Consider the following 12116-nt stretch of genomic DNA (forward strand, 5'->3'; position numbering starts at 1 on the left):
TTCAGCAAAAAATTCAATCATGAACGCAATACCCAGTGTGGATTTACAGGATTTCGTTTCCGGGGATCCCCAAAGAAAACAGCAATTCATTACCCAAATAGGGAATGCCTTTGAGCAGATCGGCTTTGTGGCCTTAAGCGGACATTTTCTTTCGGACACCTTGGTCGATGACCTTTACAAGGAAATAAAGAACTTCTTTGACCTTCCCCAAGAGGTTAAGGACAAATATGAAATCGAAGGCATTGGTGGGCAACGCGGCTACACTTCCTTTGGAAAGGAACATGCGAAAGGGAAAAAGGAAGGGGATCTAAAGGAATTTTGGCATTTTGGCCAATATGTGGTCGACAACCCAAAATTGGAAGCGGAATATCCCGACAATATCATGGTAACCGAATTGGAAAAATTCAATACGGTCGGCAAGGAAGCCTATAAGATGCTCGAGAAAACCGCAAAATATGTTTTAAGGGCACTGGCATTACATTTGGATTTGGATGAGTTTTATTTTGATGAATTCATATTGAACGGTAACTCCATATTGAGGCCCATCCACTACCCCCCAATTAAAACCGAACCAAAAAACGCCGTTAGGGCCGCTGCCCATGGCGATATCAACCTCATTACCTTATTGATGGGTGCCCATGGTCGAGGGCTACAGGTCATGAACCGTAAGGGGGAATGGGTAGATGCCATCGCCCAACCCGATCAATTGATGATCAATGTCGGGGATATGCTATCGAGACATACCAACAATAAGTTGAAATCGACCATACACCAAGTGGTGAACCCACCCAAGGAATTGTGGGGAACCTCCCGATATTCGATTCCTTTTTTCATGCATCCGATCAGTGAAATGCCATTGAATTGCCTGGAAAACTGTATCGATGCGGAACATCCCAAACAGTTCGAGGACATCACTGCAGGTGAATTCCTTCACGAAAGGCTTATCGAATTGGGATTGATAAAAAAGTAAATTATGGATTTAAGCGATCAACTGAAGCAACTTTTCCCCGATCACGAGCCTTCAAAAGAGGAGACCACTGTCCCGAAATCGGATATTTGGCTGCAAGAGGCCCCAATTATATGCAAATATGAGAAACGCAAGGGCAAACCCATAACCATTTTGGAAGGGTATACCGGTGCGGATAGTGATTTTAAAACGCTGACCAAGGAGCTAAAAACGAAATTAAGCGTTGGTGGCTCATATAAAAATGAACAAATTATCATACAGGGTGATTATCGTGATAAAATCATGCAAATACTTATTAACAAAGGATTTAAAGTAAAGCGCGTGGGTGGTTGAATACACCGGTAACCCGAATTGGTTTTTTAGGGTTGCGTAGTTTACTGTTAATTTTTTTTGTAATTTTCGATTAAATGTTACTTTTATTCGCCGAAACTTAAAACAAACCTAAAGATGAGTTCCCTATTACATATAACCAATGGTGATAGCCTGACCGATAGGTTAAGGTCCATGAACCTGAAAGGAGATATTATAACGTGGCGCGAAATGCTCTGCGAAGGAAAGACCTTGACCACTGTTGGAAGTGAAACTTTTTGGAAAACCCGTTTCGAGTTTTTGAATAAAAATTACAAAGTGTCCAAATCCTGGTTTATCGAAAAGACCTTAAAGGAATACCGCTCCCTTTGTAACCACAAACAACAAGATGAAATCGTTCTTTGGTTTGAGTATGACCTGTTCTGCCAAATAAATATGTTAGCGGTTATCAGCTGGTTGAAGACCCACCGTAAATATGCCCAAATTACCTTGGTAAGCTGCGGAAAAGAGGACGAAACCGATAAAATGTACGGATTTAACGAACTGAATGATGACCGTTTGATCCAACTTTTCGAAGGCAGAAGGGAATTAAGCCAAGACGACATAGAATATGCGGATTATGTATGGCAATTGTATTGTAGCGACAACCCGATACGTTTAGAGAACCTTACCGATTTCAACAACTACGAGTTCGAATATCTGTCCGGCGCCATTACGGCACATCTTAAACGGTTCCCGACCATTAAAAACGGGCTTAATGAGTTGGAAAACCATATTTTAAGGCTATCGGTCGATAAAAAACCACAATCGAGAAAAGAACTATTATCCACAATCATCCACGATCAGGGACTATATGGTTTTGGGGACACCCAAATCGATCGGATCATTACTACGTTAAAACCCCTTTACCACACCTTCAACCCTGTACGCTTAACCAAAAAAGGAAAAGAAATATTGGAAGCCCAGACAAGTTACTACGCTTGTATCCAAGATAATGATGCCTATTTGGGAGGCGCCCTTAAATACAACTACCTTTACAATACCGAATCTAACAGAATACTAAAATTATAGCATGTTAGAAGCTTCCGAGCTTATCCTGAATGCGGATAACAGCATCTATCACCTTAACTTATTACCTGAAGACATAGCGGATACCATTATCATTGTAGGCGACCAAAATCGTGTGCCCGAGGTTTCCAAGCATTTCGACAGTATAGAGGTCAAGAAAGAGAAACGGGAATTCGTTACCCATACCGGAGTGTTAAAAGGAAAACGAATCACCGCATTGTCTACCGGTATCGGTGCCGACAATATTGATATCGTGATCAATGAATTGGATGCCTTGGCCAATATCGATTTCAAAACAAGGAAAATCAAGAAAAAGCCCAAACAGCTGAAAATCATCCGAATCGGCACTTCCGGGGCCATTCAGAAAGATATTCCCGTCGATTCCTTTGTTATGAGCGAATATGCGCTTGGTTTTGATGGGGTATTGCACTTTTATAAGCATGAGGGCATATGTGACGAAGCCTTTTCCGAAGCTTTTGTGAAACACACCGACTGGTCCGATAAAAAACCCTGGCCCTACTTGGTGCCATGCGATGCTTCCTTACGGGAAACCCTGGCCTCAAATCGTATACGATATGGGGTAACCCTAACAAATTCAGGTTTTTACGGTCCACAAGGCCGAAAACTTCGCTTGGATGTACAAGACCCTTCCCTGAATGATAAAATAGCCAATTTTAAATATGGGGATTTACGCATTACCAACCTGGAAATGGAATCCTCGGCCATTTACGGACTTTGTAAGCTCTTGGGTCACCAAGCCCTATCCATGAACTGCATCATCGCCAATAGGGTATTGGGCGAATTTTCGGAAAACCCTAGAAAAACCATAAACAGCCTGATTGCTTACACGTTGGACCGACTTACCCGATAACCTGTTTTACGCTTCATCCAAAAATTCCAAAAAGGCCCTATCTTTGAAAGGAAGCGACAGCACCTGCTCACAACAACTTTGACATTTTATCGAATGGACATATGAAAAAAGTAAAAATCATCGGGGTCCCCGAACATTTCAACATGCCTTGGCATTTGGCCATCGAAGAAGGCGCCTTTGAAGAAAGGGGCATTGACCTCGAATGGACCGATATTCCAGAGGGTACGGGTAAAATGTGCCAAATGCTCCAAAATAGGGAAACCGATTTGGCCATTATCTTAACCGAAGGTCTAGTAAAAAGCATTACGGAAGGGAATCCCTCCAAAATCGTTCAGGAATATATCGCTTCCCCCCTGCTATGGGGAATACATGTAGGTGCCAATAGCCCATATCGCTCCATTATGGAACTTGAAGGCCGCAAAGCGGCTATCAGCAGGTTTGGGAGCGGTAGTCATCTCATGGCCTATGTAAATGCCCAAAACGAAGGCTGGGAAACCGATGGATTGCAGTTCGAGGTCGTCAACGATTTGGATGGGGCCGTCAAAGCCTTGACGACGGGTACGGCCGATTATTTTATGTGGGAACACTTTACCACCAAACCGCTGGTAGACCAAAAAGTATTCAGAAGGTTGGGCGACTGCCCAACCCCTTGGCCATGTTTCGTCATCGCCGCAACCGATGACTTTATCAAGGAGGAAGGCACCACCTTACGGCATATTTTGGAAATCATAAATGGCTACACCACCGAATTCAAACAGATACCCAGTATGGATCGCACCCTCGCCAACCGCTATGGCCAAAAACTGGAAGATATTCAGGAATGGATGTCACTCACCCAATGGAGTCAATCACCCATAAAAACAAAAACCATTGATATAGTGAATTATACACTATTTCAATTAAAGTTAATATTGAAACAAAAAAAGTATAACGAGCTCACCTATAACCAAGATTAGCCGGCCGTTTCCAAGGTTTCAATGGTATTGAAACAGCTTTCAGCAACCCACCAGGGCAATTCACCATACATTTTCCCCTTAACCCATGGGCCGACCTATCTTAAACCTTCGCAATCACCTTCCTGGGTCTATTCGCTGTTCGGAAACGGGCACGGTTTATGAACCCCTAAAAGGCAAATCGAAGGGTAATTCAAACGGGGGCATGTACAGATTACAAAAAGCATTCCGCTTTGGCGAATGGGGTTTGATCGATGGGACTAGGTGAACACCAAGCTTTATTGCATTTGGCCAACAGTTCGGTAAAAATGTCATGCCTATTTCCTTTTTGATATATTGAATTATTTTTTATCACTGTATATCAATAACTTAAAATATATTAATTAAAGATTTTATTCATGTTGATTTATCAGGATTTTAAACTAATTTTAAGATTCCGGGACTTGACAAAACAGGTATTCCTTAGTAATTTAGAAACCGTATTTACAACTGTTCATTGATTTATTTGGTTATATCATGGAAAACAAAAACACATCATTTCTTGGATTTTCGGTCTTGTTGTTTTTTCTGTTTTTGACGCCTTCCCTGGCAGCACAGACGTATTACGCACTTCAGATAGACCGTAAGATCCGTTTAAAGGCGGCGGATATCACCGCTGAATACCAACCCCGTTTGGTGATGGGCCCTGAACAGGCATTGGAGTTCCAAACAACCGTTGCCCGTTTCCTCGTGAAGAAAAAAACGGTGGAAGAAGACCGAAGCCTTTCCCCCAAGGCAAAGTATGAATTGTTAAAGCAATTGTCGAGCCGGGAAACCTCAGCGATGGCCGATGTACTGGAATCCTATCGTTGGCAGGAATACATGCGTATCAAAAAGGAGATCCAACCTATACCGAAACCCGGGGCCATAGGAATGGAGGATGCGATCGTCATTCATTGACCCCACTTACAGCAGCTGTCTGACCAAGAAACCATACGTTTACCAATCGATGGGCGCTTTGCCCATTTGTTCCAATAGCGCATTGGTGGTACTGAAATGCCTGTTCCCAAACCAATACCCACGGTTGGCACTTAATGGGGAAGGATGGCCCGAGGTAAGGATATGGTGCTTGTTCCCATCGATCAACTTCGATTTCTTCTTGGCATGGCCGCCCCAAAGCAAAAAAACAATGCCCTCACGCTCTTCGGATATGGCCCTTATTACATTATCGGTAAAGGTTTCCCATCCTTTTCTTTGATGGCTTCCCGCTTCATGCGCCCTTACGGTCAAGATGGCATTCAAAAGCAAAACCCCTTGATCGGCCCATCGCTCCAGATTACCACTTTTGGGATAGGGATTGCCCAAATCGGCGGCTATCTCCTTAAATATATTGACCAAGGAAGGAGGATGCGGTATGCCGTCCGAAACCGAAAAACAGAGTCCGTTTGCCTGATGGGGCCCATGATAGGGGTCCTGCCCTAAGATGACCACCTTGGTTTTTTCGAACTGACTATGGTCGAAAGCGGCAAAAATCCGTTTATCCGGAGGATAACAGGTATGCATCGTATATTCTTCTTTGATAAATTCGACCAACCCTTTAAAATAGGGCTGGTCAAATTCGGATTCCAAGGGCTGTTTCCAGCTTTTTTCCATGCTTAGGGTCATAAAGATCGTTCTTTCGATGGTTCCGATGAAAAAGACTATTGTTCATGCCAAAATTAGGGAAAATCAGTAGAATCCTATCCGGCACCCGTAAAGACAAAACCCCATATATCCAATTTGTTCACCGAACCCCTACTGCCCTACGGATCGCAGACGTTCCCTAAACCTTGTCATCCAAACCATAAGGGATTCCGGGGAACCATCCATTCGTTACTGGGGCATTGACCGTTTGCCCCTTCCATGTTTTGGCCAGCCCCTCCTTACCTGCTCTAAATGGATTCCCGGAACGTGACCAGTGACACCCAATAAATCGAATCGAACGATCAAGAAGTCGAGTACCGGTAGCAGTTGGCCCTATGGGCCATTACGTCCCAAACCCCGGGAGAATGTTCAGAAACGAAACTCCCAGGTTTTATAAAGGACGGGGCCATCGAAAAAAAGTCATTAAATCGGTTGGTAGACGTGGCACCTTACAATTGTGTTTGTTTATATCGATGCCAATGTTTATATTTGGTACACTGGTGATTTAAGGATTTCACAATCCTTAATTTATAGACTACCTTATTTTAAGGTATGCTACGTACGGCGATTCACCACTTCTATAGGCAACCCCTTGACTATAGCTTGAAAACAATTCCCCTTCCTCTTTCAAAGTCCATAAATCTGTTGAATGACCAATAGTTTAGCATTAATTGTGCTTCCTAAACAACAACATTATGAATATAGCAGTTACGGCCGTTGGAGGCGGAGTGGGCCAAAATATCATTAAGTCATTGGAATATTCAGGCTATAACCTCATAGGACTTGATGCGAATCCTTTGGCAACTGGACTATACCTATCACAAACGGCTTATTTGATTCCGTATGCAAACAAGGAGAACTATATCCCCGAACTCTTGGAAATATGCAAAAAAGAACATGTTTCAATATTGTTTCCAGGGTCGGAACCCGAGTTATTGCCACTATCATTAAATAGGCATCTTTTTGATGAAATCGGCACCAAGGTCATTGTGAGTACGCCTAAAGTAATAACCATTACCGGCAATATTCAATTGGCATTTGACCATCTTATAAAATCCGGTGTCAACGTCCCCTATACGCATTTAGTCGAAGGATTCAACCCGGATAAAGCAACCTATCCATTTATGTTGAGGCAAAAAGTAGGTGGAGCAAGATCAAAGAACAAATTCTTGATCAGGGACAGGAATGAATGGGAGACTACATTAAAGAAAATTGGAAGTGACATTTCCAACTATATGATAACGGAATATTTGGAAGGTGACGAATACACCTGTGGCAGTATGTTCTTAAACGGTTCTTGCGAAGGTATAATTGTTATGCAAAGGATTTTAAGAGGTGGTGAAACCTACAAATGTTTCACCATTGAAAATGATGTTATACGCGAAGAGGTCAAAAAAGTTGTGGAGGCGATCAAACCTTTTGGACCTTTGAATGCGGAGTTTAAATTAAAAGATGGAAAACCCATTGTTTTCGAAGTCAATGCCCGCTGTTCCGGTACTACGGCCGCCAGGGCCCTTTCGGGTTTCAACGAACCTAAAATGATTGCCGATTATTTGTTAAAAGGAATTAAACCGGAATATACATTCAGGAATAAAACCATCTTAAGATACTGGCAAGAACTGGCCGTGGACAACGATCTTATCGCCGAATTAAAACAACGTCAGGTTATAAAAAACAACCTCTCTAGTGAACCATTGGATAATCCAATTAATGTGAATCCCAAAGAAAACAAGAATTTAGGCCTAAATCCCTAAAAGTTCGCCATATCCTTCCTAAATCTTACCTTTGCAGTCGATTTATTAAGGCATATGGGTAAGATTCACACAAAAACACTTCAGGATTTGGAATTCGATACGGTATTGAAACAGCTTTCGGCACGCTGTACTACCGAATTGGGAAAAAAAAGGGCGTTGGACATTTCCCCATTACCCCATGCCGAAGCCATTCATCGTGAATTGGGCCAAACCTCCGAATATTTAGCTTCCTTGATCAGCGACAACCGTATTCCCAACCATGGTTTCGATACGATCGACGGAGAACTCAAATTGCTTAAAATCGAGAATACCACCTTGGAAATCAACGGTTTTAGACGAATAGGAAGCATTTGCAAAACCATTGCGGATCACAAAAAGTTCTTTAGGAAGTTCAAGGAGTATTTCCCCTTGTTGTTCGAGGCGAGTGAAGCCATAGCCTTAAATACCGAAATCCCCTCCCATATCGATACGGTCATCGATCGTTTCGGGGAAATCAAGGACAATGCCTCTGACCAACTTTTTACCATACGCCAAGAAATCAATGAGGTCAAGGGGAAAATCAACCAAAGTTTCAACTCAGCCTTGAACATGTATAAGTCCTCCGACTATCTCGATGATATTCGGGAGTCGGTCGTTGAAAACCGCAGGGTTTTGGCGGTAAAGGCCATGTACCGAAAAAAAGTGAAAGGCACGGTGATGGGGTCGTCCAAAACCGGCAGCATCGTCTATATAGAACCCGAAGCCTCCTTACGGTACAGTCGGCAATTGAACAACCTTGAATTTGATGAACGGGAAGAAATACAACGCATCCTAAACGAACTAACGGACCGAATTCGCCCCTTCGCCCCTTTTTTAAAAGACTATCAGATGTATTTGGCGCATATGGACATTACCGCAGGTAAAGCCAAATACGCCTCGGAAATGAACGCTTTGTTACCCAATATCAGTGAGGAACGCAATATGTTCCTAAGGGAGGCCTATCACCCCCTCTTGTATTTAAGCAACAAGTTAAAACGGGAAAAAACCTATCCGCAGACGATAGAATTGCGACCGGATAACCGAATTATCGTGATTTCCGGCCCCAATGCCGGGGGAAAAAGTATTACCTTGAAAACCATCGGGCTTTTGCAGGTCATGTTACAGAGCGGTTTTTTGGTGCCCGTACATGAGCGCTCCACCATGTGCCTGTTCGACAAGGTTTTGACCGATATCGGGGACAACCAATCCATAGAAAACCATTTAAGCACCTACAGCTACCGACTGAAGAACATGAACCAATTCCTGCGTAAGTGCAATAAAAAGACCTTGTTCCTGATCGATGAATTCGGTACGGGAAGTGACCCCGAGCTTGGGGGCGCCTTGGCAGAGGCCTTTTTGGAGGTATTCTATGAACGGGGCGCTTATGGGGTCATTACCACCCACTATGCCAACTTAAAGGCCTTGGCCAATGAACTGCCGCATTGCACCAATGCGAACATGTTGTTCAATGCAAAAACCTTGGAACCCACTTTTCAGTTGGTCTTGGGGCAGGCCGGTAGTTCGTTTACTTTTGAGGTGGCCCAGAAGAACGGCATCCCCTACTCCCTCATCAACAAGGCAAAGAAGAAGATAGAGCGCGGAAAAGTCCGTTTTGATGCCACCATAGCCAAACTACAGAAAGAACGCAGCAAAATGGCCGAAACAGGCTCTAAACTGCATGAAGAAGAGTTAAAGGCGCGGGAAGAGGCCCAACGTTTGGAAAACCTGAACACCAAGATCAAAACCAAATTGGAGAATTACCAAGAACTGTATGACCATAACCAGCGAATGATCTATTTGGGCAATAGGGTCAATACAGCGGCTGAGCGCTATTTCCAGGATAAGAAAAAACGGGTACTGGTATCCGAATTGTTGCGGATCGTAGAGACCGAGAACAGTAAACGCAAAAAGAAACCGGCCAAAGAGGTGAAGGCCGAAAGGATCAAAAAGGAACAAGTGACGCAAGAAGTCCAAAAAGAAGTGAAGATCATCCGGGAAAAGAAGAAAGTAGCCAAGAAAAAAGCGGTCATTGCCGAAAAGAACAAACCCCGCCCTATTTTCAGGATCGGGGACCGGGTGCGTATGATAGACGGTAAGGCCATAGGCAGTATCGACACTTTGGAAAAAAATAAGGCCATCGTAAATTATGGCATGTTCACGACCAATGTAAGTGTTGACCAGTTAGAGTTGGTAGAAGCTAAAAAATAAGCTACTTTTAAAATAATCATTCCACTACACCTTAAAAATCAAATTTCAACGTTAGAGAAACCTATCAATAAGACCATACAGATGAAATCCTTACCCCTTCCCCCATACGCATTACTGCTAATTCTTATGTTCAACCTCTCCGGATGTAGCCCTTCAAACAACGAAATCCCTGAAGAGGAAGACCCTATAGAAGCCATAGCGGAAGAAGAAACCCCGGAAGAAGTGACTCCCGAAGAAGAGACCCCCGAGGAAGAGCCTTCCGAAACGGAAAATATCGTTTGGAAGAATTGGTATTTATCCGTCCCCTTAAACAATGGAAGCGGAAAAGCAACTTCCATATTTTACGAGGATATCGTAAACGACAACCTATCGGCGGCGGCATCGGAATACTTTTATCAAAATGAAGATGGTTCCTATACCATGTGGACCAAGTTTACGGGCTATACCACTTCCGGGCAGGCCGGTCTCGATGACGGAAAATATTGCAGGACCGAGTTGCGTGAATTCTGGCAAGGAAACCAAACGACCGATGACAACTGGTACATGGATGAAGGCACCCACATTTTGGAGACTACCTTGCGCGTTGATTTTGTGGAAGGGAACGGGCGGACCATAGTAGCGCAAATACACGGAAAGGAAACCGAAGGATTGGAAGGGTCACCCGCTACGGTAAAAATCCGGTGGAACAGCGGAACCATACAATTGGATCATTATGTAAAACCCGATACAGGCGAACCATGGACCAGTGCGTTCGACACCAAAGTGGATGTGGCCCAAGTAGACAATGAAATCTTTACCTTTAAACTGAAAGTGGAGGGTGGAAAATGTTATTATGCCCTGATTTGCGAAGCCAAGGATATCAATATCGACTATACGTTGATGTACGATTATGTGGGTAACGGCTATGCCCACCAAAATTACTTTAAGACCGGGAATTATTTTGGCTGGAACGACGATTATGAGAAAACCGCCCAAGTGGTGCTTTACAAAGTTGTCACCGACCATTTTTAAGCCCCCTACCAAATTTGATTATCAACGAGTTACCTAAAATCGTATATGATTTAAGTGCGCCGCGGCTAAAAAAAACAGCCGACGCCAAGTTGTTGAATCCAACCTGGGCTGCCGACTGTTTAAATAACACCAAACTCCCGTTAATTACAATCAACACTTCTAAAGGTGTACTGCGTACAAAGCCCTAAAAAGGTTTTGGAACAATATGCTTCATAGCATTTTTCACTGGACAGTTAGTTCAGGGGTTGTTCCCCTAAGGTTTTCCAAACCAGATCCCAATATTGAAATTGTTTTTTTACATCATAAGCCCCATATGGCGGTGAGGATGAGAAAAATACGTTTTTGTCATCCACTTTCTTGTAAGACGTATATTTTACCGTTTGGTTATCCCCTTTTTTATACACAAATCGAAACTGGGTATCGACACCAATTGTTATCATTAGACTGGCATTTTTATCGCCGCCACCATGAACGTATTGCCCGACAGCATCCTGAAATCCAAATACCGGTTAAAAAAGAAATTGGGCTTGGATAACGAAACAGATCTGACCAGTTTTCTAAATTTACTTTAGATGGTCGACTTCACGGTGTTTGCACCGCTTTACGGTAATCATATACGATTTCTTCCCGTGTATCCCTACGACTTTATCTACCTAGGTATGTAGAATGATTCACAAAATTCAATGCATACCGAACGTATTCAATATCTTTATGACCTAAGATTCTCCTTTTAAAAGAAATGAATAAAAAAATAATATTATTTGACGGTGTTTGTAACTTATGCAACCGAACGGTACAGTTCGTAATCAGACACGACAAAAAAGATGAATTCCGTTTTGCTACCCTTCAAGGTGACATGGGAAAACAACTGGTCAAAGAACGCCATATCGATACCGATACTGTTGATTCCATCATCCTGATAGAACCCGGGGTCGCCTATTACACCAAATCCACCGCCGCCTTAAAAATAGGGGCTTCTTTCGGTGGGGCATGGAAACTGTTAAACGTACTGGAATTGATACCCAGCAGTATAAGTGATATCGTATACGATTTTGTGGCCAGCAACCGATACAAATGGTACGGCAAAAAGGATGCGTGTATGATTCCAACCCCGGAATTAAAGACCAAGTTTTTAGATTAGTAAGCGCTTAATCGTTTCGAAGGAGTAACGACCGGAAAAATCGCAATACGTACAGCGAAACCAAATCCAAAGGACCAATCGTAATGCCCCTCCCCTTGCGTATTGAAAACCACTCCCTACCCATGCACAAGAAATACAACCAAAATTCACATGT

General features: G+C 43.1%; 12 protein-coding genes. 10 read left to right on the plus strand and 2 right to left on the minus strand.

All coding sequences use genetic code 11. The annotated features are described in order from the left end of the window. Positions 1-19: 19 nt before the first annotated feature. From PHU20_RS01735 to PHU20_RS01760, 6 genes are all read left to right on the plus strand, one after another. A complete protein-coding gene (locus PHU20_RS01735) occupies positions 20-970 on the plus strand; it encodes an isopenicillin N synthase family dioxygenase (protein ID WP_274823613.1) in 951 nt (316 codons plus the stop codon). A gap of 3 nt (positions 971-973) precedes the next feature. Continuing rightward, the gene (locus PHU20_RS01740) at positions 974-1300 is read left to right on the plus strand and encodes a translation initiation factor (RefSeq protein ID WP_274823614.1); all 327 of its coding nucleotides are present in this window, start codon (positions 974-976) and stop codon (positions 1298-1300) included. A gap of 114 nt (positions 1301-1414) precedes the next feature. Beyond that, positions 1415-2347: a DUF1835 domain-containing protein gene (locus tag PHU20_RS01745; protein ID WP_274823615.1), complete on the plus strand. Its 933-nt coding sequence runs from the start codon at positions 1415-1417 to the stop codon at positions 2345-2347. A gap of 1 nt (position 2348) precedes the next feature. Continuing rightward, positions 2349-3215, plus strand: coding sequence for a nucleoside phosphorylase (locus PHU20_RS01750; RefSeq protein WP_274823616.1), 867 nt, complete (start codon positions 2349-2351; stop codon positions 3213-3215). Between the two features lie 101 nt (positions 3216-3316). Further along, complete coding sequence (locus PHU20_RS01755; RefSeq protein WP_274823617.1) at positions 3317-4171, plus strand: substrate-binding domain-containing protein; 855 nt, start codon at positions 3317-3319, stop codon at positions 4169-4171. A 513-nt stretch (positions 4172-4684) separates the two neighbouring features. Beyond that, positions 4685-5107 (plus strand): hypothetical protein, encoded by a 423-nt coding sequence (locus PHU20_RS01760; RefSeq protein WP_274823618.1) that lies wholly within the window; start codon positions 4685-4687, stop codon positions 5105-5107. A 39-nt stretch (positions 5108-5146) separates the two neighbouring features. On the opposite strand, the gene ung is transcribed toward PHU20_RS01760, so the two are convergent. Continuing rightward, entirely contained in the window at positions 5147-5812 is a 666-nt protein-coding gene (ung, locus tag PHU20_RS01765; protein ID WP_274823619.1) for a uracil-DNA glycosylase, read from the minus strand. A 713-nt stretch (positions 5813-6525) separates the two neighbouring features. On the opposite strand from ung, the gene PHU20_RS01770 reads away from it, so the two are divergent. The 3 genes from PHU20_RS01770 to PHU20_RS01780 all read left to right on the plus strand — a co-directional run bounded on the left by PHU20_RS01770 (position 6526) and on the right by PHU20_RS01780 (position 10821). Continuing rightward, positions 6526-7584 carry an ATP-grasp domain-containing protein gene (locus tag PHU20_RS01770; RefSeq protein ID WP_274823620.1) on the plus strand — a complete coding sequence of 353 codons (1059 nt, stop codon included), beginning with the start codon at positions 6526-6528 and terminating at the stop codon, positions 7582-7584. 54 nt (positions 7585-7638) lie between these two features. After that, positions 7639-9810, plus strand: a complete 2172-nt coding sequence (locus PHU20_RS01775) for an endonuclease MutS2 (protein WP_274823621.1) — start codon at positions 7639-7641, stop codon at positions 9808-9810. Positions 9811-9891: 81 nt separating this feature from the next. Beyond that, positions 9892-10821 carry a polysaccharide lyase family 7 protein gene (locus PHU20_RS01780; protein ID WP_274823622.1) on the plus strand — a complete coding sequence of 310 codons (930 nt, stop codon included), beginning with the start codon at positions 9892-9894 and terminating at the stop codon, positions 10819-10821. Positions 10822-11054: 233 nt separating this feature from the next. Here the strand turns inward: PHU20_RS01780 and PHU20_RS01785 are convergent, their stop codons facing one another. Then, entirely contained in the window at positions 11055-11261 is a 207-nt protein-coding gene (locus PHU20_RS01785; RefSeq protein ID WP_274823623.1) for a hypothetical protein, read from the minus strand. Between the two features lie 299 nt (positions 11262-11560). On the opposite strand from PHU20_RS01785, the gene PHU20_RS01790 reads away from it, so the two are divergent. Next, entirely contained in the window at positions 11561-11962 is a 402-nt protein-coding gene (locus PHU20_RS01790; protein WP_274823624.1) for a thiol-disulfide oxidoreductase DCC family protein, read from the plus strand. The last annotated feature ends 154 nt before the right edge of the window (positions 11963-12116 follow it).

The organism is Maribacter polysaccharolyticus (genome assembly GCF_028882255.1).
GTDB lineage: Bacteria > Bacteroidota > Bacteroidia > Flavobacteriales > Flavobacteriaceae > Maribacter_A > Maribacter_A polysaccharolyticus.

Bases quoted from the DNA above. Each gene is read 5' to 3' on its own strand.
- PHU20_RS01785 (WP_274823623.1), bottom strand. From the start codon at position 11,261: ATGATAACAATTGGTGTCGATACCCAGTTTCGATTTGTGTATAAAAAA.
- PHU20_RS01780 (WP_274823622.1), top strand. From the start codon at position 9,892: ATGAAATCCTTACCCCTTCCCCCATACGCATTACTGCTAATTCTTATG.
- PHU20_RS01745 (WP_274823615.1), top strand. From the start codon at position 1,415: ATGAGTTCCCTATTACATATAACCAATGGTGATAGCCTGACCGATAGG.
- PHU20_RS01770 (WP_274823620.1), top strand. From the start codon at position 6,526: ATGAATATAGCAGTTACGGCCGTTGGAGGCGGAGTGGGCCAAAATATC.
- PHU20_RS01750 (WP_274823616.1), top strand. From the start codon at position 2,349: ATGTTAGAAGCTTCCGAGCTTATCCTGAATGCGGATAACAGCATCTAT.
- PHU20_RS01735 (WP_274823613.1), top strand. From the start codon at position 20: ATGAACGCAATACCCAGTGTGGATTTACAGGATTTCGTTTCCGGGGAT.
- PHU20_RS01790 (WP_274823624.1), top strand. From the start codon at position 11,561: ATGAATAAAAAAATAATATTATTTGACGGTGTTTGTAACTTATGCAAC.
- PHU20_RS01775 (WP_274823621.1), top strand. From the start codon at position 7,639: ATGGGTAAGATTCACACAAAAACACTTCAGGATTTGGAATTCGATACG.
- PHU20_RS01740 (WP_274823614.1), top strand. From the start codon at position 974: ATGGATTTAAGCGATCAACTGAAGCAACTTTTCCCCGATCACGAGCCT.
- PHU20_RS01760 (WP_274823618.1), top strand. From the start codon at position 4,685: ATGGAAAACAAAAACACATCATTTCTTGGATTTTCGGTCTTGTTGTTT.
- ung (WP_274823619.1), bottom strand. From the start codon at position 5,812: ATGACCCTAAGCATGGAAAAAAGCTGGAAACAGCCCTTGGAATCCGAA.
- PHU20_RS01755 (WP_274823617.1), top strand. From the start codon at position 3,317: ATGAAAAAAGTAAAAATCATCGGGGTCCCCGAACATTTCAACATGCCT.